Origin of the sequence: Vreelandella hamiltonii (assembly GCF_014651795.1) — a bacterium.
Taxonomy (GTDB): Bacteria; Pseudomonadota; Gammaproteobacteria; order Pseudomonadales; family Halomonadaceae; genus Vreelandella; species Vreelandella hamiltonii.
In genome coordinates, this window is record NZ_BMXO01000008.1 from 77,422 (window position 1) to 97,358 (window position 19,937).

At 59.1% G+C, this 19,937-nt stretch carries 19 protein-coding genes and 4 tRNA genes; 11 read left to right on the plus strand and 12 right to left on the minus strand.

Annotated features, from left to right (window positions below):
* Positions 1 to 105 precede the first annotated feature (105 nt).
* Positions 106 to 495: a glycine cleavage system protein GcvH gene (gcvH, locus tag IE061_RS09790; protein ID WP_016913775.1), complete on the minus strand. Its 390-nt coding sequence runs from the start codon at positions 493 to 495 to the stop codon at positions 106 to 108.
* A gap of 409 nt (positions 496 to 904) precedes the next feature.
* Here gcvH and IE061_RS09795 point away from each other — a divergent pair, with 409 nt between their 5' ends.
* Positions 905 to 2,308: an alanine/glycine:cation symporter family protein gene (locus tag IE061_RS09795; protein WP_193461523.1), complete on the plus strand. Its 1,404-nt coding sequence runs from the start codon at positions 905 to 907 to the stop codon at positions 2,306 to 2,308.
* An 88-nt stretch (positions 2,309 to 2,396) separates the two neighbouring features.
* Positions 2,397 to 3,509 (plus strand): glycine cleavage system aminomethyltransferase GcvT, encoded by a 1,113-nt coding sequence (gene gcvT / locus IE061_RS09800; RefSeq protein WP_193461524.1) that lies wholly within the window; start codon positions 2,397 to 2,399, stop codon positions 3,507 to 3,509.
* A gap of 47 nt (positions 3,510 to 3,556) precedes the next feature.
* On the opposite strand, the gene IE061_RS09805 is transcribed toward gcvT, so the two are convergent.
* From IE061_RS09805 to IE061_RS09815, 3 genes are all read right to left on the minus strand, one after another.
* Entirely contained in the window at positions 3,557 to 4,339 is a 783-nt protein-coding gene (locus IE061_RS09805) for a LysM peptidoglycan-binding domain-containing protein (protein WP_193461555.1), read from the minus strand.
* 119 nt (positions 4,340 to 4,458) lie between these two features.
* The gene (locus tag IE061_RS09810) at positions 4,459 to 5,340 is read right to left on the minus strand and encodes an acyltransferase (RefSeq protein WP_081135537.1); all 882 of its coding nucleotides are present in this window, start codon (positions 5,338 to 5,340) and stop codon (positions 4,459 to 4,461) included.
* A gap of 151 nt (positions 5,341 to 5,491) precedes the next feature.
* Positions 5,492 to 6,388 (minus strand): LysR family transcriptional regulator, encoded by an 897-nt coding sequence (locus tag IE061_RS09815; protein WP_081135540.1) that lies wholly within the window; start codon positions 6,386 to 6,388, stop codon positions 5,492 to 5,494.
* Positions 6,389 to 6,574: 186 nt separating this feature from the next.
* On the opposite strand from IE061_RS09815, the gene IE061_RS09820 reads away from it, so the two are divergent.
* Both IE061_RS09820 and IE061_RS09825 read left to right on the plus strand, forming a co-directional pair.
* Complete coding sequence (locus IE061_RS09820) at positions 6,575 to 7,273, plus strand: CoA transferase subunit A (protein ID WP_081135542.1); 699 nt, start codon at positions 6,575 to 6,577, stop codon at positions 7,271 to 7,273.
* Positions 7,274 to 7,320: 47 nt separating this feature from the next.
* Positions 7,321 to 7,983, plus strand: a complete 663-nt coding sequence (locus IE061_RS09825; protein ID WP_016913783.1) for a CoA transferase subunit B — start codon at positions 7,321 to 7,323, stop codon at positions 7,981 to 7,983.
* A 25-nt stretch (positions 7,984 to 8,008) separates the two neighbouring features.
* On the opposite strand, the gene IE061_RS09830 is transcribed toward IE061_RS09825, so the two are convergent.
* On the minus strand, positions 8,009 to 8,776 hold the full coding sequence (locus IE061_RS09830; RefSeq protein ID WP_016913784.1) for a VOC family protein: 768 nt from the start codon (positions 8,774 to 8,776) through the stop codon (positions 8,009 to 8,011).
* 129 nt (positions 8,777 to 8,905) lie between these two features.
* Positions 8,906 to 9,169 carry a GrxA family glutaredoxin gene (locus IE061_RS09835; protein WP_016913785.1) on the minus strand — a complete coding sequence of 88 codons (264 nt, stop codon included), beginning with the start codon at positions 9,167 to 9,169 and terminating at the stop codon, positions 8,906 to 8,908.
* Positions 9,170 to 9,318: 149 nt separating this feature from the next.
* On the opposite strand from IE061_RS09835, the gene hybE reads away from it, so the two are divergent.
* Both hybE and IE061_RS09845 read left to right on the plus strand, forming a co-directional pair.
* Positions 9,319 to 9,750, plus strand: coding sequence for a [NiFe]-hydrogenase assembly chaperone HybE (gene hybE / locus IE061_RS09840; protein ID WP_193461525.1), 432 nt, complete (start codon positions 9,319 to 9,321; stop codon positions 9,748 to 9,750).
* A 93-nt stretch (positions 9,751 to 9,843) separates the two neighbouring features.
* A complete protein-coding gene (locus tag IE061_RS09845) occupies positions 9,844 to 10,617 on the plus strand; it encodes a 3-hydroxybutyrate dehydrogenase (RefSeq protein WP_016913787.1) in 774 nt (257 codons plus the stop codon).
* Here the strand turns inward: IE061_RS09845 and IE061_RS09850 are convergent.
* From IE061_RS09850 to IE061_RS09860, 3 genes are read right to left on the minus strand one after another with little or no spacing between them, the layout of a single operon-like run.
* On the minus strand, positions 10,614 to 11,153 hold the full coding sequence (locus IE061_RS09850) for a response regulator transcription factor (RefSeq protein WP_193461526.1): 540 nt from the start codon (positions 11,151 to 11,153) through the stop codon (positions 10,614 to 10,616). The two genes, IE061_RS09845 and IE061_RS09850, sit on opposite strands and share 4 nt — an antisense overlap.
* A 37-nt stretch (positions 11,154 to 11,190) precedes the next feature.
* Positions 11,191 to 12,462, minus strand: coding sequence for an ATP-binding protein (locus tag IE061_RS09855; protein WP_016913789.1), 1,272 nt, complete (start codon positions 12,460 to 12,462; stop codon positions 11,191 to 11,193).
* 6 nt (positions 12,463 to 12,468) lie between these two features.
* Positions 12,469 to 12,885, minus strand: coding sequence for a hypothetical protein (locus tag IE061_RS09860; protein ID WP_016913790.1), 417 nt, complete (start codon positions 12,883 to 12,885; stop codon positions 12,469 to 12,471).
* A 150-nt stretch (positions 12,886 to 13,035) separates the two neighbouring features.
* On the opposite strand from IE061_RS09860, the gene pyrC reads away from it, so the two are divergent.
* Positions 13,036 to 14,073 (plus strand): dihydroorotase, encoded by a 1,038-nt coding sequence (pyrC, locus tag IE061_RS09865; protein ID WP_016913791.1) that lies wholly within the window; start codon positions 13,036 to 13,038, stop codon positions 14,071 to 14,073.
* Positions 14,074 to 14,115: 42 nt separating this feature from the next.
* Here the strand turns inward: pyrC and mtnN are convergent, their stop codons facing one another.
* A complete protein-coding gene (gene mtnN, locus IE061_RS09870; RefSeq protein WP_016913792.1) occupies positions 14,116 to 14,823 on the minus strand; it encodes a 5'-methylthioadenosine/S-adenosylhomocysteine nucleosidase in 708 nt (235 codons plus the stop codon).
* Positions 14,824 to 14,871: 48 nt separating this feature from the next.
* Positions 14,872 to 15,732: a bifunctional methylenetetrahydrofolate dehydrogenase/methenyltetrahydrofolate cyclohydrolase FolD gene (gene folD / locus IE061_RS09875; protein WP_016913793.1), complete on the minus strand. Its 861-nt coding sequence runs from the start codon at positions 15,730 to 15,732 to the stop codon at positions 14,872 to 14,874.
* A 205-nt stretch (positions 15,733 to 15,937) separates the two neighbouring features.
* On the opposite strand from folD, the gene IE061_RS09880 reads away from it, so the two are divergent.
* The 4 genes from IE061_RS09880 to IE061_RS09895 all read left to right on the plus strand — a co-directional run bounded on the left by IE061_RS09880 (position 15,938) and on the right by IE061_RS09895 (position 16,426).
* Positions 15,938 to 16,014 (plus strand) — tRNA-Pro (locus IE061_RS09880).
* 96 nt (positions 16,015 to 16,110) lie between these two features.
* Positions 16,111 to 16,187 (plus strand) — tRNA-Arg (locus tag IE061_RS09885).
* Positions 16,188 to 16,244: 57 nt separating this feature from the next.
* Positions 16,245 to 16,319, plus strand: a tRNA-His gene (locus tag IE061_RS09890).
* Positions 16,320 to 16,351: 32 nt separating this feature from the next.
* Positions 16,352 to 16,426, plus strand: a tRNA-His gene (locus IE061_RS09895).
* A gap of 94 nt (positions 16,427 to 16,520) precedes the next feature.
* On the opposite strand, the gene amt is transcribed toward IE061_RS09895, so the two are convergent.
* The gene (amt, locus tag IE061_RS09900; protein ID WP_016913794.1) at positions 16,521 to 19,895 is read right to left on the minus strand and encodes an ammonium transporter; all 3,375 of its coding nucleotides are present in this window, start codon (positions 19,893 to 19,895) and stop codon (positions 16,521 to 16,523) included.
* Positions 19,896 to 19,937: the final 42 nt, after the last annotated feature.

The window sequence follows — 19,937 nt, forward strand, 5'->3', positions numbered from 1 at the left end:
GCTACGGTGCAGCGTGTCCAACCCGCCAAGGGGTAGGCGGCCGCGTGATGCATCAGGGTGTTAACGTGAACGCCTGCACGGAGGCAGGCGTTCGGGTAAAGCTTATCAATCGTCGGCGCTGAGCGACGCCTGATAGGCATCGGCGTCCAGCAGGCCTTCGAGGGCCTGGCCTTCGACGCGCACCTTCATGATCCAGCCGCCTTCGTAAGGGGCTTCATTGACCGTTTCAGGCGCATCTTCCAGCGCTTCATTGACCTCGATCACTTCGCCATCCACCGGCGAGTAGAGATCAGAAGCAGCCTTGACCGATTCGATCACGCCAAACTCTTTGCCCTTGCTGAGGCTCTGACCGACCTCCGGCAGCTCGACGAAGACCACATCGCCCAGCGCTTGTTGGGCGTGGTCGGTGATGCCGACGGTAACGGTGCCGTCCTGATGATCCAGTACCCATTCGTGGCTGGCAGCGTAGCGCAAATTAGCTGGAAGATTGCTCATGAAGGTTCCCTTGTTAAACAGTGGAGTGAACGACAGCATACTAGCGTCTGTCGGTCAGCTTGGCGACTGTTGGGCACGGGTTGTCTAGTGTGCCATGTGCTTATGGTACCTTGTTTCCAATTGGAAACAAGTTTCTCATCAGTGGCAAAAAGAGAAAAAATTGGACGCCATTCACTTTGGGGCGACGCGCGTTTGATTTTCCAAAAAAAGAGGCTTTCTCTGCTGTTTGGCGACATGACCATGGATGTTCACCAGTAAGATGGTATAAAACATGCCAATCTTGCGTTTTTTCAGCGTGCAGTAGACGCTATGGTAGGCAGGCGTAGGAGCTTCTTCCCTGAGCGTCATGGGGGAAGCGTGACCGGACCTTTATAATAAACTTGCTAATCCTTCGGTTAAGGAGAGTCGTGTGGAAATGTTAACGAACCTATTAGGGGCCATTAACGGCGTGGTGTGGGGGCCGTTGATGCTGGTGCTGCTGCTGGGGGTGGGTATCTACCTGCAAATTGGCTTGAAACTGATGCCGATACGCAAGCTCGGCATGGGTTTCAAGCTAATGTGGCAAGGCCGCGATGTAAAACCTGCTGACAAGAGCGCATCGAAAGCCAGCAGTGATGGGGAAATTTCGCCGTTCAACGCGTTGATGACGGCGCTGTCCGCGACGATTGGCACGGGCAACATTGCCGGTGTCGCCACGGCCATCGCGCTGGGCGGGCCAGGTGCTGTGTTCTGGATGTGGATCACCGCGTTAGTGGGCATGGCAACGAAATTTGCCGAGGCGGTCCTGGCGGTGCGTTACCGTGAAACCGACAGCACGGGCAACCACATCGGTGGGCCGATGTTCTACATCAAGAACGGCCTGGGCAAGAAGTGGCTATGGCTGGGTGGTCTGTTTTCATTCTTTGGCGCCGTGGCCGCCTTTGGTATCGGTAATACCGTACAGTCCAACTCGGTGGCGGATGCCATGGATGCCACCTTTGGCGTTCCCCATTGGCTGACGGGGGTGATCATCATGGTGCTGGCCGGGGCAGTGATTCTCGGTGGTATCAAGCGTATTGCCAAGGTGGCCGGTAAGCTGGTGCCCATCATGGGCATTGCCTATGTGGTGGCTGGGCTGCTGGTGCTGATCGTCAACGCGGGGCAAATTGGCGAGGCCTTTGGGCTGATCTTCTACTACGCCTTCAACCCGATTGCCGCTGCCGGTGGCTTTGCCGGTGCTGCCGTCATGGCGGCCATTCGTTTTGGTGTGGCCCGGGGTATCTTCTCCAACGAAGCGGGCCTCGGCAGCGCGCCCATCGCTCATGCGGCGGCGCAGACCCGGAACCCGGTTCGTCAGGGCTTGATCGCCATGCTGGGCACGTTCATCGACACGATCATCGTATGTACCATCACCGCGCTGGTCATTCTGACCTCTACGGTGTGGATCGATGGCGAAGCAGGGGCCTCTCTGACCGCGCTCTCCTTCGATGCGGCCTTGCCGGGCTTTGGTAATCAGATCGTGGCCGTGGCGCTGGCCGTCTTCGCCTTTACCACCATTCTGGGCTGGTCGTTCTACGGTGAGAAGTGCTGTCAGTTCCTGTTTGGCACGCGCTCCATCATGCTGTACCGCGTACTATTCGTATTGGCCATCCCACTGGGTGCCATCGCGCAGCTGGGCTTCATCTGGCTGATGGCCGATACCTTCAACGCGATGATGGCCATTCCCAACCTGATTGCGCTGGCGCTGCTGTCGCCGGTTGTGTTTAAACTCACTCGGGATTATTTTGCCGGTAAGGACATCCTGCCGGGTGAAGCCCTGGATCACGATAAATAAGCGTCTTTCACAGGCGGGAAGATAAGATCCACCAGAGCCGGGAAGCCTTTAAGGCTTCCCGTTTCTCTTTTGACCATTGAGGAAACCCATGACCGATCTTAAACGTACGCCGCTGCATGCACTGCACACTCAGCTAGGCGCGAAAATGGTGCCCTTTGCAGGCTATGAGATGCCCGTGCAGTACCCGTTGGGTGTGAAAAAGGAGCACGAGCATACGCGCCAGCAGTGCGGTCTGTTTGACGTGTCGCACATGGGGCAGATTCTGGTGTCCGGCGACGATGTGGCAGAAGCGCTGGAGACATTGATTCCCGCCGATCTGGTGGGGCTGAAGGTCGGCCAGCAGCGCTATGGCCTGTTTACCGGGACCGAGGGCGGAATCATCGATGACCTGATGGTGGTGAACGCTGGAGATCACTTCTACCTGGTGGTCAATGCGGCCTGCAAGGATCAGGATATTGCTCATCTACGCACCAACCTGGGTTCTACTCACCAGATCGACGTGCTGGACCGAGGTTTGCTGGCGCTGCAAGGGCCCCAGGCGCGTGATGTCATGCAGCGCCTGTGCCCCGCGGCCTGCGACATGACGTTCATGCAGCATGGTCGTTTCAGCCTGGTCGGTCACGAGGTGTGGATCAGCCGCAGCGGTTATACCGGAGAGGATGGCTTCGAGATTTCCGTGGCCGCAGAAGCGAGCCAGGCGTTGGCCGAAGCGCTACTCGCCGAACCGGAAGTGGAGGCGATTGGCCTGGGGGCGCGGGATTCCCTGCGTCTTGAGGCGGGACTGTGCCTTTACGGCCACGACATGGACATGACCACCACGCCGGTAGAGGCCAGCTTGATCTGGGCCATCGGCAAGCCGCGCCGCCATGGGGGAGAGCGCCCGGCAGGTTTCCCGGGGGCGGATATCATTCTGCATCAGGTGGATGCCAAGGTCCATACCCGCAAGCGGGTCGGTCTGGTGGGGGAAGGGCGTGCCCCGGTACGTGAAGGCGTCACGCTGGTGGATGAGTCAGGCCAGGAGATCGGTCAGGTAACCTCCGGCGGGTTTGGCCCCAGCGTCGGTAAACCCGTGGCCATGGGCTACGTGGAACGGCAATGGGAAGCGCCGGGCACGACGGTGTTTGCGCTGGTTCGGGGTAAGTCGCTGCCCATGACCGTTACGCCAATGCCTTTCGTGGAGCCTGGCTACTATCGAGGGTGAGGTACTTCTGTGCAAGCCCCCAAAAGCGGGGGCTTGCTCGATACCTTCTATCTCAACACCTGTCGCGGGTCGATGGGCTTGCCGCCCTGGCGCAGGTCGAAGAGCAGGTCATAGCGCTGCGTCGAGGCGCTTTGGCCGACTTCGCACAGGGCATCGCCAGCGCTCACCTGCTGGCCGACGTTGACCAGCAGTCGCTCGCAGAGCGCATATACGCTTTGCAGGTTGTCGGCATGATGCACGATCACCACCTCACCCAGCTGGCGCATGCCATCGGCAAAGCGCACTTCTCCAGGCGCCACGGCCTTGGCCTTGGCACCGGCCTGGGTGGCCAGCAACATCGGCTGTAGCGTGCCACGGCTATCGGCACCAAAGCGCCTCACGACCCGATAATCTTCCAGCGGCCAGGGCCAGCGGCGTGCCGACGCGGGCAGGCTGGCGCTGGGCGTTGTCGCAGGCGTCGCGGGTGCTGCCGATGAGCCGCTCGACCCGCCACTGCTGGCTGCGACGGCTCTGCCGCTGCCACTCAAGGGTACGCTGATGATTTGGCCCACCCGCAGTGCGGTGGCGGGGGTGCCAGGGTTGGCGCTTTGTATCCTGCCTGTGGTCGTGCCGAAATGGCGTGCAATGCCAGAGTAGGTATCACCCGCGCGTACCTGATAGCGGTAAGGCCCGCCTGAGGGGGCACGCTCCTGCTGGGTGGGAATCAATAGCCGTTGGCCGACGTTCAGGCGCTGAGCATTGACGCCCGGATTGAAACGCTCCAGACGCTCGATGGGCACATTGGCGCGAGCTGCCAACTGCCCCAAGGTGTCTCCTCGGCCTACCTCGATCCAGCCACCGCTCAATGCGCTGGCACTGCTGCTTTCCGAAGTGCGTTGGCTGGTCGCCGGTGTCGAGCTGGCACAGCCCGCCAGCAGGCTGACGACCAGGCAAGCGCTCAGCCAAAGCCCTAGTCGTGATCGCTGAGAGTGTCCAGCAGCGCGTCTTTTTCCTGCCACAGTGAATTGATCCATGCGTGGAAGCGTTCCTTGTGCTGCGAATCTTCGTGGTAGTTGGCATCCTGCATCCACTCCGGGATGGCAATCTGCCGGGCTTCGAGGGTAATGGGGGCTTCTTTGCCACATAGAAAGCCCATGAAGGTTGGCGTCGGATTGGCATAGCTGATGGTGACATCAAGGATACCATCCAATTGGTTGCCCAGCAGGCTAAGTACTTGTCCGATGCCGCCCGCCTTGGGGCGTAACAGATGACGGTAAGGGCTCTGCTGAGCGTCACGCTTGAGCGGCGTGAAGCGAGTACCTTCCACAAAATTGAAAATCGAAATGGGGGCGTGCCGTGCACGGCGGCAAGTTCGCTCGGTGGATTCTCTGTCGATCGTGGCCAGCTTTGGGTTTCTGGCAATCTGCTCGCGGGTAAAACGTCGCATGAAGGGGAATTCCAGTGCCCAAAAGGCCAGTCCGACAATCGGAATCCAGATCAGCTGATGCTTGAGAAAAAAGCGCGGCATTGGGATGCGGCGGTGCAGCGCCATGAACAGAATGAAAATATCGGTCCAGCTGCGGTGATTGGAGATGACCAGCCACCACTGCTCAGGCGTTAGGTTGTCAGGCACCTGAATGGACACCTGAGGCTTCAACCACAGGCGCATCCACCAGAGGTTCACGCCGATCCAGTTCAAGGCCACCGCGCACAGTCCTTTCAGCAGCCACTCCTTGGCTTTACGGCCGGGAGTGATGACCTTGAGCAGCGTCAAAATAATCAGGGGCACACCCCAAACCAGTGTGTTCAGCGTCAGCAGCAAGATGCTGACAGCCCCTTTGATGATTGGCATACCGCGGTCCTCGATCTACTGATGCTACGCACAGAGCGGCTGCCAGGGCTCCCTGAGGGAAGGCGCGCCAGGAGCACTCTGCGCCTGTAGGGACAAATGCTAATGGAACAAGCGCAGACTGCCCAGCATAACTTTGCCGTGCGTGGCGTGATCAGTGGCGCGCCAGTCCGGGAGTTTTAATGTTTTCGATGAGTACGTTACGTAACGCATGGGCGGCCACCGAGAGCTCCTGGTGAGTCAATATGCCCACTCGACAGGCAATGCCGGGCTCGGTCAGCGGCAGGCAGTGGGCGCCTAGCTCGTCCATTTGTTGAATGCACATGGAGGGCACGGCGCTGACGCCTAGCCCCGCCGCGACCATGCGCCCTACGGTCGAGAGCTGATGGCTTTCGAAAGCCACGGGAAGCTCGATACCTTGCCTTGCCAACTCCTGCTCCAGCAAGCGCCTTACCATGGAGGGGCGTTGCAGTGTGATCATGTCGTGGCGCAGCAGCGCTTGCCAATCCAGGCTTTGCCGATGGGCCAGCGGGGAGTCGAGGGGGACGACGGCCACGAACTGATCTTCGAAGAGTGGCGTAAAGCTCAAGCTGCCAGCGCCCTCGGGGGCGAACGCGATGCCCAGCTCGACCTGTCTGGAGCGCACCATGTCCATGACTTCCTCATTGATGACATCGTGCACGGTGACGTTGATTTTGGGATAGCGCTGGCGAAACTTGACCAGCGCTCCGGGTAGCAGATTACAGGCAAATGAGGGCATGGCGGCCACGCTCAGGCGGCCCAGCTGTAGCGTGAAGCGCTGGCGCAAGCGCTCTTCGGTATTGTCCCACTGGGCCAGCAGGTGCTTGGCCAACGGAAACAGTGACTCGCCTTCAGGGGTGAGGCGAACGCTACGCGTGCTGCGAATCAGCAGCTTGCCGCCCAGTGAGTCTTCGAGCCCCTTGATGGCCAGGCTAAGTGCGGGTTGGGAAAGATGCAGGCGTTCGCATGCCTGAGTAAAGCTGAGTGTTTGGGCCACGGCCAGAAAGGCCCTGAGCTGCTTGACGGTCATGAGGACTCTTTATAAGTTATTAAAATAAATTGATAAGAAAAACAAACTTAACAAATATATCATCAAGCACAACACTGACTCTATCGAAGCAACTGCATCCAGCGCGCAGCTTTTGTGCCAGACTGGTCAGCAACCACGTAACGAACAATATCCGATAACGTTTTACCAACCACGTGAGGCAACACAATGGCAGGATTCGACAAGCGTGTATCTTCCTATGAAGAAGCGATGGAAGGCCTGGAAAGCGGCATGACCGTGATTGCAGGTGGCTTTGGCCTGTGTGGCATTCCCGAAAACCTGATTGCTGAAATCAAGCGCCGTGGGGTCAGCGACCTGACCGTGGTGTCCAATAACTGCGGTGTCGACGGTTTTGGGCTGGGCATCCTGCTCGAAGACCGCCAGATCAGCAAGATCATTGCCTCTTATGTAGGCGAGAACGCGCTGTTCGAGCGGCAGATGCTGAATGATGAAATCGAAGTGGTGCTGACGCCGCAGGGGACGTTGGCGGAAAAGATGCGCGCAGCTGGCGCAGGTATCCCGGCGTTCTTCACGGCCACCGGGTACGGCACGCCGATTGGTGAAGGCAAGGAAGTGCGTGAGTTCGACGGTCGTCACTATATCCTCGAAGAGGCCATCAAGGGTGACTTCGCCATCGTCAAAGGGTGGAAAGCCGATCGTTACGGCAACGTCGTGTACCGTCACACTGCCCAGAACTTCAATCCCATGGCCGCCACTGCTGGCAAGATTACCGTGGTAGAAGTAGAGGAGATCGTTGAGCCAGGCGAACTGGAGCCCAGTCAGATCCATACTCCCGGCATTTATGTGGATCGCATCATTCAGGGCACGTTCGAGAAACGTATCGAGCAGCGCACCGTGCGCAGCTAATCAGTTTGCCTATTTTCCATTACTGCTCAACGACAAGAGGTGGCACCATGGCTTTGACACGCGAACAAATGGCACAGCGAGTGGCTCGTGAACTCCAGGACGGGTTCTATGTGAATCTGGGAATCGGCATTCCCACGCTGGTGGCCAACTATATCCCCGACGGCATGGATGTCATGCTGCAGTCGGAAAACGGCTTGCTGGGCATGGGGCGCTTTCCTACCGAGGAAGAAGTCGACCCTGACATGATCAATGCGGGCAAGCAGACCGTGACGGCGCGTCCCGGCGCGGCCATTTTCTCGTCAGCCGAATCCTTCGCCATGATTCGTGGTGGGCATGTGGACTTGACCGTGCTCGGCGCTTTCGAAGTGGACCAGGAGGGCAATATTGCGTCCTGGATGATTCCCGGCAAGCTCATCAAGGGCATGGGCGGCGCCATGGATCTGGTGGCGGGCGCAGAGAACATCATCTGCACCATGACTCACGCTTCCAAGCATGGTGAGTCCAAGCTACTGGAAAAATGCTCGCTGCCGCTGACCGGTGCTGGCTGTATCAACCGTGTTCTGACCGACCTGGCTTATCTTGAAATCAAGGACGGCGCGTTCATTCTCAAGGAGCGTGCGCCTGGGGTCAGCGTCGAGGAGATCGTCGAAAAGACCGCGGGCAAGCTGATCGTCCCCGACCATGTGCCAGAAATGACCTTCGACGCATGACGTGGGTGGCGTGGGTCAACGCGACTCACGCCATTTCGCAGCGGGCATGGAACGGCAGCAGAATTTCCGCTAGCCGTTTGTGATCATCTTCCACGTGGCGTTGTGTCAGTGAAAGCCCCCCGAGGCAAAGGCGGTGCTCATCGCCTTCGCTGAAGACGATTTTCTGCGGCATGGCGGGATAGAAGCGATGATCCAGCAGGCTGGACACCGAAAATACCCCGTTTTGTTGGCTATCGAGGGCATGCAGCCCCACGTGTTCCAGCTGTAGGCCCAGTGCGTCCAGCGAGGCATCCAGCGTGGCGCAATCGAATCCGGCATGATGCAGGCGTGGTCCCATGACGGCCAGCCAGGCAGCCAATGGGTGTGCCGTATACAGCTGTTGATAGAGTGCCCAGCTTGGCATGGGCCACGGACGCCCTCGGCACAGCAGGTTGTGGCCCTTGCAGTCGGCAGGGTGGCTCTGCTGTATCAGAGCGGTCAGGGCTTCTCTGGGTGTTCTGGAGAGCGCCCCGACCTGCAGCTCCGCCAGCACCAGCCAGCTACTGTCATCGTTGGGTGCCAGCAGGTGAATCAGTAACCCTTTGTCAGCCATGGCGTAGTGGCCAACGGAACGATAGCCCATTCTGGCCAAGGGGGCGCTAAGCGCACTGGTAGCGAAAGGGCCATGGTTTAGCGTTACCAGCGTCAGGTATTCTGCGCTGGTGCTGATGGGCCATAGCCTGAGTGCACCGATATCCGGATGATTGTGGATATAGTCCAGCCAAAGCTGTTGTAAAAACTCCTCGCGCTGCATCGGTATTCCTCGCCGCCTACTGGCCTGGGTAAAACGAACACGGTTATCGAACGCTTAGTATAGGCAAGCGAGCCTTGGCGGCTTCAACGCGAATCGATGGAGGTTTTAACGCCGGATGATCAGGCAGGGTCAGGAGGCAAGCAGCTGCTTGTCGCGAACGAACTGGTCGAACTCGGTGTAACCGCCCACGTGCTGCTGGTCGATGAAGACTTGCGGCACGGTGTGGATGGGCTTGCCAGCCGTTTTGGCAATATCTTCCTTGGTAACGCCTTCGGAAGGCATGTCGACGTAGCGATAGCCTTCGATCTTGCCACTGTTTTCCAGATGCTCGGCAAGCTGTTTGGCGCGTACACAGAAGGGGCAGGACATACGCCCAAAAATAACCACGAACATGGTAATGACTCCGTTGAATGAGGTATGACTTGTACAGTAGCGCCCATTGTGGCGTAGCCCGGCGTGTTTCGCCAATAGCAGCACACTACGCTATCCATAAAGCTCTACAATGGACGTCACGCGATTGGTGCATTTACAGGAGCATGCTTATGCAAGTCTTGCAGGCCCGCGACTATGGCTATCTGGCCGAGTTGGCGATCAGCTATCGAGACGCATCGTTAGCGGCGCTGAAAAAGGAGGCCCATTACAACCCTCGATTGAGCGTCGATGCGCTGTGTTTTCAATACGGCGAGGTGCGAATCAACGGCGCCAGCACCCTGGTCGGTGCGCTGATTACCCCATGTGCATTATGGATGCTGGTGGTGCCCGAACAGGCAACGCTGTCGGCCCCCCTGGAAGAGAGCCTGGTGGTGTCCTTGCCGTCTGGCCGTTATCGGATGACGCTCGAGCGCTTGCCGAACGGTATCGAATTCTATCAGCGATGCATTCTGAACGACCTGAGCGAGCTGGAGAGCCTGCAAGAGGCGTCTCGGCTTGCCCAGCGCATGATGGAGCAGTTGATGTCACCTGCTACTCTCTGAGTTTACTCGGTAGAAGGCAGAAGCCCGAGACTGCACCTATAATTTTAAGCGTTTATACCTTCATTTCAGTCGATTCGATAAAAGGAAGCCTGCATGTCAGCAGATAAAGCGTCAACGCCCCGTGTTGCAGTCGTCACCGGTACCAGCAGCGGTATTGGTGCCGCCGTGGTCCAGCATTTTTGCGAGCAGGGTCACCAGGTCTTGGCAGTGGATTTCAATGAGGCAGGTCAGGAGGTGGCCGATCAGGCCGGTGCGGCGTTCTACAAGGCCGATTTGACCGACCCGGACGCCTGCCGTGGTGCCATTGCCGACGCCGTGAAGCGCTTTGGTGGCGTGGATATCCTGGTGAACAATGCCGGTATTCAGCACGTGGCGGCCATCGAGTCTTTTCCAGAGGAGAAGTGGCGGCAAATCATCGACCTGATGCTCACCGCGCCTTTCCTGCTGACTCAGGCGGCCTGGCCGCACATGCGTCAGAAAGGGTGGGGGCGAGTCATCAATATCGCCTCTATCCATGCTCAGGTGGCGTCACCCGGCAAGGCCGCCTACATCAGTGCCAAGCACGGCATGATCGGTCTGACCAAGACGGCGGCCCTCGAAGGGGGTGAGCAGGGCATCACGGCCAATGCCATTTGTCCGGCCTACGTCAAGACGCCGCTGGTCGACAATCAGATTGCCGACCAGGCAAAGCTCAATAATATGGGTGAGCAGGAAGTGATCGAGAAGATCATGCTGAAAAACGCCGCGGTAAAACGCCTGATCGAGCCTTCCGAAGTGGCCCAGCTAGTCGCCTATCTGGCGTCGGATGCTGCGGGCGCAGTGACCGGTGCCAGCTGGAACATCGACCTGGGCTGGACCGCCCACTAACGGCGTACCGGGCGCTTCTGCAGCTTGCGCTGAAGCGTCCGGCGATGCATGCCAAGGGCTCTTGCCGTGGCCGAAATGTTGCCATCGTGCTCCTGTAGCACTTTCTGGATGTGTTCCCAGGTAATGCGGTTGATCGAGGGCGGGTTGTCGGCCAGCTCCACGTTGGGGTCGGCTTCCGGGTGCTCGAAGGCCGCCATGACGTCATCGGCGTCGGCGGGTTTGCACAAGTAGTTGATGGCTCCCAGCTTGATGGCTTCGACGGCGGTGGCAATGCTGGAGTAGCCGGTGAGTACGACGATACGGCAGCCCGGCACGGTGTTGAGCAGCTCGGGCAGCAGTTTGAGCCCCGAGCTGTGCTCGAGCTTCAAATCCAGTGTGGCCATGGTGGGCAGGAACTGCGCGGCGGTCGCCATGGCTTGGTCGGCGTCATGGGCCACCATCACCTCGAAGCCACGGCGCGTCAACGCGCGGCTCAGTACGTGACAGAGCATTTCATCATCATCCACGATCAACAGGCGCTGGTCTTGGTTCTGCATGGCATCCTCGATGGTCTGACTTGGCACTGATGGCAGGCTAGCCCGGTGCGGAGCAGCGTGGCAGCGTCACTTCCGTCAGTGTTCCCCCTTCCGGGTGATTATACAGGCTGACACCGCCACCAAACCGATTGATCGTGGCGTGCGTCAAAAAAAGCCCGATGCCCATTCCCTTGCTCTTGGTCGACACGAAGGTGTCGCCCAGCTGGTCGGCAATCGACATGGCGATACCGGGGCCATGGTCGCGGATATCGATCACGACGCTTTCCTCGTGCCAATCCAGGCGAATGGCGATGTGCTCGGGGTTGGCGTCGGCGGCGTTGTTGAGCAGGTTGGTGAGCGCCTGATCGAGGGTGGCGTCCACGGCAATCCACGGCCGTCCCCGCCGCTCGGCCACGTCGAAATGGTGGTTGACGTCAGGACGAATCACCAGCCAGCGCTGAACCACGCCGGCCAGCCATATCTCGGCATCGAGGATTTCCGGTTCGGCCATGCGGCGTCGGTCGGCGTTGTTGACCAGGTGCTGCAGCCGGGATTTGCAGATATCCACCTGCTGACGCAGCAGTGCGATGTCATCGGCGAGCGCAGAGCCTTGCGCTACATCGGTCTGCATCTCCTTCAACAGCACGGCCATGGTCGACAGCGGCGTGCCCAGCTCATGGGCGGTGCCAGCGGCCTGAGTGGCCACTGCCAGCACCTGCTCGTTGCGTAGCGCGGCTTCCCGGGTGCGTGACAGTGCCTTGTCGCGGCTGCGTAGGGCATGGGCCATCTTGTAGATGAAAAAAGTCACGAGCCCTGCCGACAGGCCAAAATTGAGCCACATGCCCAGCACGTGCAGGCTTAAAGGGCCGTCACTGCTGATATGACCTAGCTGCGGAATGGGGTGGTAGAAAAACATCAGGAAGGTATAGCCGCCCATGGCACAGGCAGCAATGATCCAGGCATGTCGCCACGGCAGCGTGGCAGCGGCAATGGTCACCGGCACCAGGTAGTAGGTGATGAAAGGGTTGGTAGACCCCCCGGAAAAATAGAACAGCAGCGTCAGGCCGGTAATGTCTGCCAGCAGGTGGGCCAGATACTCGATATGGGTGACCGCCCTGGGGCGGCCCAGCCGCCACCAGGTGGCAATGTTCAGCATGCCCATGGCAATGACTACGCTGACCACCGCCGTGACCGGCAGATTGAACGCCAGCAGCTCGATGCCGACGATGATCGCCATCAGAAAGCCCGTCCAGGTAATCCCCCGGACGATGGTCAGCCGGACCAGATTGCGGTTGGGCGTGGAGAGCGGTAGGGGCAGGGCGGTAGCCATGGACGATTACTTGTTCGATGTCTTGACGCTATGAATCACGAACTTGATGAATAGCGTCATGACGAAGGTTAACCAACCCGCCGATGCCAGCAGGTTGAACAGCAATATCTTGGGTGGCAGCCAGGCACTCCCCAACAGCGTTTCCAGCAGGATATGGAAAAACATGGCCAGCAACAGGGGCAGGGCCAGGGTATGCATCCACATGTCGGTGCGCCGCTTGCGGATATGGTAACGCATCAGCAGGTAGCGCAGCGGTCGGTGTGCCCAACTGAACAGCAGCAGCGCGCCTACCACGAACAACATGGCCAGCGTCGGCTCGGTACTTTGTTGATACATGGAAATGGAGATCGACCAGGCAAGGCCTAGCCACACCAACCCCTCTATGCTGGCAATGACATCCGCATAGCGTCGTACGTTCTGCATAAACAACAGCATCCTTGGTCTTACAACGTGGCGTCATGATACGACACTTGGCTGGGCCTGTGGGGGTCGTGTGCAGATTTATCCCGCGGGGCGATTGGGTATACTGTGCAGCCGTGACACCCCTCTTTCACTTTCAAGACAGGACTTGCCGTGGACGCTATCACGATCACTCGCCCCGACGATTGGCACCTTCACCTTCGCGACGACGAGGCGCTGAATGCGGTGGTAGGCCATACCGCAGCCCAGATGGGGCGGGCCATCATCATGCCCAACCTCAAACCGCCGGTGACCACGACCGAGCAGGCCATGGCCTATCGTGAACGTATCCTGGCGGCCTTGCCGGCGGGTAGTGCGTTCGAGCCGCTGATGGTGCTATACCTCACCGATACGACGCCCGCAGAAGAGATCGAACGGGCTGTCGCCAGCGGTGTGGTCAAAGCGGTCAAGCTCTATCCGGCGGGGGCAACGACCAACTCGGCTTCCGGCGTCACCAATATCGCTCATTGCGACGCGGCCATTGCCACCATGGCGCGGCTGGGAATGCCGTTGCTGGTCCATGGCGAAGTGACCGACCATGATATCGACATCTTCGACCGTGAAGCCGTGTTCATCGAGCGCGTCATGAAACCTCTGTTGGCTCGTCACCCGACGTTGAAGGTCGTGTTCGAACACATTACGACGCAGCAGGCCGCTGAATTCGTCGCTGACGCGTCGGACAATGTCGCAGCGACCATCACCGCTCACCACCTATTGTTCAATCGTAACCAGATGCTGGCCGGGGGCATTCGTCCTCACTACTACTGCCTGCCAATCCTGAAACGTGAGCAGCATCGTCAAGCGCTGTTGAAAGCGGCCACCAGCGGCAGTGCGAAATTCTTCCTGGGAACCGACAGTGCTCCTCACGCCAAGGGTGATAAGGAGTCAAGCTGTGGCTGCGCCGGCGCCTATACGGCACCTGCCGCTATCGAGCTTTACGCCATGGCGTTCGAGTCGGTTGGGGCACTGGACAAGCTGGAGGCCTTTGCCAGCCTGAATGGGCCGCGTTTTTATGGGCTGGCGCCCAATGGCGACACGATTACGTTGGTGCGCCGTGATTGGCAACTGCCGGAAAGCTACCCTTATACCGCAGGGCAGACCATCGTGCCTTTGCAGGCGGGTGAAACCCTGGCGTGGCAGATGGAGGCGTAAGAGGTCAGTCCCCATCGCCTGGCGGCGATGGGGGTTTCAGAGTCATTCGCTGGCCAGCTTCGACAGCATCTGGTTGACCATGCGTGAAGAGTGGTCGGCGGCCACTTCGAGGAACTGCTCGAAAGAGAGGTGGTTGTCACCGCTGCCCGGGATGTCGGACAGGGCGCGAATCACCACGAAGGGGCAGCCATACAGATGACAGGTCTGGGCAATGGCGGCACCCTCCATCTCGACCGCCAGCATGGTGGGGAACTGGGCGCGGGTCCTGGCTACCCGCTCCGGGTCGGCCATGAATGAATCGCCGGTGGCGACCATGCCTTCTCGCACCGTCACTTCGCCCAGGGCTGCAATGGCGCTGCGTGCCACGCTGCGCAGGTGTTCGCTGGCCGGGTAAGCCTCGGGCATGCCGGGCACCTGTCCCAGGGCATAGCCAAAGACCGTGGCATCTACGTCATGGTGGCGCACTTCGTCCGAAATGATCACATCGCCAATGGCCAGGTCTGTGGCAAACCCGCCTGCAGACCCGGTGTTGATGATGGCGTCTGGCTGGTAGCGTTCCAGCAGAATGGCGGTTCCCACAGCGGCGTTCACCTTGCCGATGCCGGATTGGAGAATGACCACCTCCAGGCCATGCAGCGTGCCGGTATGAAACACGAAGCCTGCATGCTCGGCACGCTCAGCGCTCGCCAGTTGGCTCGCCAGAATGTTCACTTCTTGCGCCATGGCGCCAATGATACCAATACGTTGCACCGTGATATTCTCCGCGGGTCGGTGGGGATAAGGCGTTCGTTGCCGGGTTCAATGCTGCTGATCGTGTCGCTCAGCGGCTTCCAGCGTGTTTTCGAGCAGAGTGGCTACCGTCATGGGGCCTACGCCGCCGGGCACGGGAGTAATGTAGCTGGCGCGCTCGACCGCTGCGGTAAAGTCCACGTCGCCAATCAGACGGCCATCGTCCTGGCGGTTGATGCCCACATCGATGACGACCGCGCCGGGTTTGATCCATTCACCCTTCACGATACCCGGTTTTCCGACGGCGACCACCACCAGGTCTGCACGGCTGACGTGGCTTGCCAGGTCGCGTGTAAAACGGTGGCAGACCGTCGTTGTGCAGCCTGCCAGCATAAGTTCTAGCGCCATGGGGCGACCGACGATATTGGAGGCGCCGACGACCGTGGCATCCATGCCGCGTACGGCAATGCCGCTTTGCGTCAGCAGGGTCATGATGCCCTTGGGTGTGCAGGGGCGTAGAGAAGGCAGCCGCTGGGCCAGGCGGCCAAGGTTGTAGGGGTGGAAGCCATCTACGTCCTTGTCGGGCCGGATGCGCTCCAGAATGGGGCCGGCATCGAGATGTGCCGGCAAAGGGAGCTGCACCAGGATGCCGTCGACGCTGGGGTCGGCGTTGAGTTCGTCTACCAGCGCTTCGAGGGCGGATTGTGAGGTATCCGAGGGCAGGGCGTGTTGGAAAGAGAGAATGCCTGCCTGCTCACAGGCGCGGTGCTTGTTATTGACATAGACATGTGAGGCTGGGTCCTCGCCGACCACGACCACGGCTAGTCCGGGCGCACGCACACCTTCCTGCTGACGTGCCTGAATGCGGGCGGCAACGCGTTGACGGACATGAGCGGCGATGGCTTTACCATCGATGAGTTGGGCGGTCATGTAGTGAGATCCCTATTGAAAATGGAGAAGCGAACAAAAGATATGGCTCGGCAAGCGAGCAATTCGGCTGTGCAATTTTCGCATGGCCGGGCGGTCAGGCAAAGCATCGATCGAATCAAACGCTTTAAGTGTTGACTTTAGAATCAGAAATAGTAATATATGCCTCGCTTGAGACGGGACACGCAGCAGCGTTCAAGGCAAGTATCGGGATGTAGCGCAGTCTGGTAGCGCGCCTGCTTTGGGAGCAGGATGTCGGGGGTTCGAATCCCTCCATCCCGACCATTTACTTGAAGCCGATTACTTGAAGTTAAAAGTAACACTGCTTTCCAGGCTTTGGTTGTGGTCAAGTGCTCATCGGTATCTTTGGATACATTATGTGCGCCCATAGCTCAACCGGATAGAGCAACGGCCTTCTAAGCCGTAGGTTGCGGGTTCGAGTCCTGCTGGGCGTGCCATCAAGAATGCGAAATCGTATTCTCCTGTCGTTATTATCAAGCATCTGTTTTGTCATGGTGGGTGTAGCTCAGTGGTAGAGCCCCGGATTGTGGCTCCGGTGGTCGTGGGTTCGATCCCCATCATCCACCCCATCGACAAAACGTTCTGCAGTATCCAGGTTGTGGTGGGTGTAGCTCAGTGGTAGAGCCCCGGATTGTGGCTCCGGTGGTCGTGGGTTCGATCCCCATCATCCACCCCATTAACCTGATCATGTTTCTTCCTCGAAATTCTCGTTCTACTCTTCTCGTTGTTTTCAATCATCCGCCTATCCTTCGTCGCCTACTGTGGCACGATTATCTTGGCATGACTTTGATGTTACTTCCCTCCGCGCGTGTTATTTCCATGGGTGTGCCCAAAAGATAGCCTTGCGCATAGTCGATGCCCAGTTCGTGTAGCTTATCCAGGGTTTCCTGCGTTTCCACGAATTCAGCCACCGTTTCAATATGCAGGGCCTTGCCCACGGCGTGAATAGCTTCCACCATGGCGCAATCAATGGGGTCCTGGTGCAGATTGCGGATGAAGCGGCCATCAATCTTGAGATAGTCGACCGATAGCTGTTTGAGATAGCCAAACGACGACAGGCCGGTTCCAAAATCATCCAGCGCAAAATGGCAGCCCATCGACTTCAAGGTTTGAATCAGCTCGCTGACTTTCGAGAGCTGCGCGATGGCAGCGCTTTCGGTGATCTCGAAGCACAGAGTGCCAGGGGGTAATTTGGCGGCGCGTACCTGGCGAATCAGCTCATGACAGAAATCGCTGTCGGACAATGAATCGCCAGACAGGTTGATCCCCCAGCGACCAACGATATCGGGTTCGGCACTGCGGCAGCGGTCACTTAGCCAGGCCAGCGTGTTGCGAATGACCCAGCGGTCGATGCGCGGCATGAAATGGTAGCGTTCGGCGGCGGGTAAAAAGCTGCCGGGGGTAATCAGCTGACCATGCTCTTCCAAGCGTATCAAAATCTCCTGATATCCCTTGTGAGGGGCGCACACAGGGTAGATTGGCTGTGCAAACAGGCGGAAAGTGTCGTTGTCCAGAGCATTTTGCAAGCGCTGTACCCACTGCAGTTCCCCGTGTCTTTCCAGCAGCAGCTGGTCGTCGGGCTGGTAGCAGTGGATCCGGTTGCGGCCTGCCTCCTTGGCGCTGTAGCAAGCCGCGTCGGCCGCATGCAGCGTGTCGGCAAGGCGCATGGGGTGGGCTGAGGTAATGGCGACGAGCCCAATGCTGACACCGATGCCGAAGGTGTGCTCCTGCCAGGCAAAGCGGAACTGCTCTATATCGCTGCGTAGCGCTTCGCAAATTAGTTGGGCCTTTTCCAACGAGCAGTCGGGCAGCAGCAGCGCAAACTCATCGCCCCCCAGGCGCGCCACGGTATCGCTACTGCGGACATGCGCTTTCAGCTTGCGCGCCACCTGACGAAGCAGCTCATCACCTGCCTGGTGGCCGCAGGTGTCATTGACGATCTTGAACTGATCCAGGTCCAGGTAGCAAAGCGTGTGGTCGCCTCCCGGCTGTGCCAGTAGTTTGCCGAGCAGCGATTCGAAGGCGCGGCGATTGACCAGTTCGGTCAAGTTGTCGTGGGAGGCCTGATAGCTGAGCTGTTCGGAGAGCTTGCGCGTCAGGCTGACATCCTGAAAGACCACGACAGCACCCAGGGTGATGCCGCTGCGCGAGCGAATAGGCGATGCGCTGTGCTGGATCGGGTAGCGCTTGCCATTGCGGTGCAGCAGCATGCTGGGGTCGGTGTATTGAAGTGGACGATGCTGGGTCAGGACATGGCGGGCGGGATTGTTGATTGGTTCGTCGCTATGTTCGTCACGCAGCTGATAGATACGGTGAATCGGTTTGTTCGAGGCTTCGCTGGCGTCCCAGCCGGTCAAGCGCTGCGCTTCGCTGTTCATGAAGGTAATGTTGCCACTGGCATCGCAGGTGATCACCCCGTCGCCAATGGAGGCGAGCGTGGTGCGGGCAAGATCGCGCTCTCGATTCAGCTGCTCCTGCAGCAGTTTGCGCTCGGTGATGTCGCGCACCATGCCTGAACGTTCCGAGTGTGACCCCTCAGCCCCCTCGCTGACCTGAATTTCGAGATAGCGTACCTGTTGGTCTTCGGTGCGTCGCTTGATTTCCAACCGTGTGCCAGGCGTCAAGGAGCGGCGGGGTAACAGCGTGCTGATGGGCTGCCCAATGAGCTGTTGGGCTTGTACGCCGAACAAGGCCTCGGCGCCAGGGTTGAGGCTGGTAAGCGTGCCATCTGCCTGCCAGGTCAAGACGCCGTCACGCAGGTTACGCAGCATGACGCGGGTGTGGCCTACGGCGCGCTCCAGGGCGGCGGATACTCGATTGTAGCTGGCAGCGATTTCCCCTACCTCGGTAAACGGGTCGGCGTCGATACGCTGGCGCATGTCGCCCTGGCGTTCATGTTGGCGCATGTGTTCGAGGAGCTGATGCAGCTCATTCTTGGCGCCATGTTCCGCCAGGTTGAGTCCCATCTTTTCGGCATCGGGTGAAACTCGCAGAGGCATGAGACGCTTGCTCAGCTTTAGCAGTAGCCAAGCGATGCCAAAGCTCCATGCGCCGCACACAATCACCCCCATGAGCTGAACATGAAACTGCTCCCAGCGGCTCAGCGAGGTGCCCAGCGCTTCCAGGTTAGCCACCCAGGGCAGTGCCAGCGTGCCCCAGATGCCGGTGACAAGGTGGGCGGGAATGGCGCCTACGGCATCATCGACGCGTTTTTTGAGCAGCCACTCACTGGCGGCCACCATCAGTACGCCGCTAACGCTGCCCAGCATGAACGCAGCGTGCAGCGACAGGGCGTGAGCACCTGCCGTGACCGCGACCAGACCTGCAATGGCACCGTTGATCGCATACATGACGTCGGCATAACGACGAATACGCCAGCCCATCAACATGGCCGATAGAATGCCGCCTGTCGCGCCCAGCAGGGTGTTGGCGATAATGCCAGGAATGGCACTAGTCAATGCCAGGGTGCTGCCACCATTGAAGCCAAACCAGCCCAAAATCATGAACAGTGCGCCCAGCATGGCCAGCGGCAGGTTGCCCGCTGGAAAAGGGTTGGCGTTAACGCCGTCGCGAAAGCGCCCGGTGCGGGGGCCAATCACCAGAACGGCGGCCAGGGCCACCCAGCCGCCCACGCTATGCACTACCGTGGCTCCGGCAAAGTCGACGAACCCACGAGCGGCCAGCCAGCCAGGCGTGCCACCGAGTAAGCCCCCCCACGCCCAGTGGCCAAACACTGGGTAGATCAATAGTGCTATCCAGAAGGCTGTCCATAGGTAGCCCAGGAAAGGCATGCGTTCAGCCACTGCGCCCGCCACGATAGTGGCTGCGGTGGCGCAGAACATGGCTTGAAAGATGAACACGGTCATCAGCCAGGCGTTGCTGGCCTCCATCTCCCAGCCGAATAACGACAGCCCCAACCAACCCCCTTGGGAAACACCGAACATCATGCCAAAGCCGATCAGCCAGAAAACCGTCACCGAAACCGCAAAGTCGGCCAGGTTTTTCATGGCGACGTTAATGGCATTCTTGGTGCGGGTAGTGCCTGCCTCCAGGCACAGGAAACCCGCTTGCATGACGAACACCATGGCGGCGGCCCACAGCACCCATAAGGTATCGAGAAGCCTGGTCTCCAGAATCATTGCCATGTGCGGGTCCTTGTTGGTGCTTTTGTCGCTGCCTGGTGCAGG

Excerpts from the sequence above, each read along its gene's own strand:
- folD (WP_016913793.1), bottom strand. The coding sequence starts at position 15,732 with ATGACCGCCCAACTCATCGATGGTAAAGCCATCGCCGCTCATGTCCGT.
- IE061_RS09830 (WP_016913784.1), bottom strand. The coding sequence starts at position 8,776 with ATGCAGCGCGAGGAGTTTTTACAACAGCTTTGGCTGGACTATATCCAC.
- IE061_RS09850 (WP_193461526.1), bottom strand. The coding sequence starts at position 11,153 with ATGCAGAACCAAGACCAGCGCCTGTTGATCGTGGATGATGATGAAATG.
- amt (WP_016913794.1), bottom strand. The coding sequence starts at position 19,895 with ATGGCAATGATTCTGGAGACCAGGCTTCTCGATACCTTATGGGTGCTG.
- IE061_RS09825 (WP_016913783.1), top strand. The coding sequence starts at position 7,321 with ATGGCTTTGACACGCGAACAAATGGCACAGCGAGTGGCTCGTGAACTC.
- IE061_RS09810 (WP_081135537.1), bottom strand. The coding sequence starts at position 5,340 with ATGCCAATCATCAAAGGGGCTGTCAGCATCTTGCTGCTGACGCTGAAC.
- IE061_RS09835 (WP_016913785.1), bottom strand. The coding sequence starts at position 9,169 with ATGTTCGTGGTTATTTTTGGGCGTATGTCCTGCCCCTTCTGTGTACGC.
- gcvT (WP_193461524.1), top strand. The coding sequence starts at position 2,397 with ATGACCGATCTTAAACGTACGCCGCTGCATGCACTGCACACTCAGCTA.
- IE061_RS09860 (WP_016913790.1), bottom strand. The coding sequence starts at position 12,885 with ATGCAGAACGTACGACGCTATGCGGATGTCATTGCCAGCATAGAGGGG.
- IE061_RS09820 (WP_081135542.1), top strand. The coding sequence starts at position 6,575 with ATGGCAGGATTCGACAAGCGTGTATCTTCCTATGAAGAAGCGATGGAA.
- IE061_RS09815 (WP_081135540.1), bottom strand. The coding sequence starts at position 6,388 with ATGACCGTCAAGCAGCTCAGGGCCTTTCTGGCCGTGGCCCAAACACTC.
- IE061_RS09845 (WP_016913787.1), top strand. The coding sequence starts at position 9,844 with ATGTCAGCAGATAAAGCGTCAACGCCCCGTGTTGCAGTCGTCACCGGT.
- hybE (WP_193461525.1), top strand. The coding sequence starts at position 9,319 with ATGCAAGTCTTGCAGGCCCGCGACTATGGCTATCTGGCCGAGTTGGCG.
- IE061_RS09855 (WP_016913789.1), bottom strand. The coding sequence starts at position 12,462 with ATGGCTACCGCCCTGCCCCTACCGCTCTCCACGCCCAACCGCAATCTG.
- gcvH (WP_016913775.1), bottom strand. The coding sequence starts at position 495 with ATGAGCAATCTTCCAGCTAATTTGCGCTACGCTGCCAGCCACGAATGG.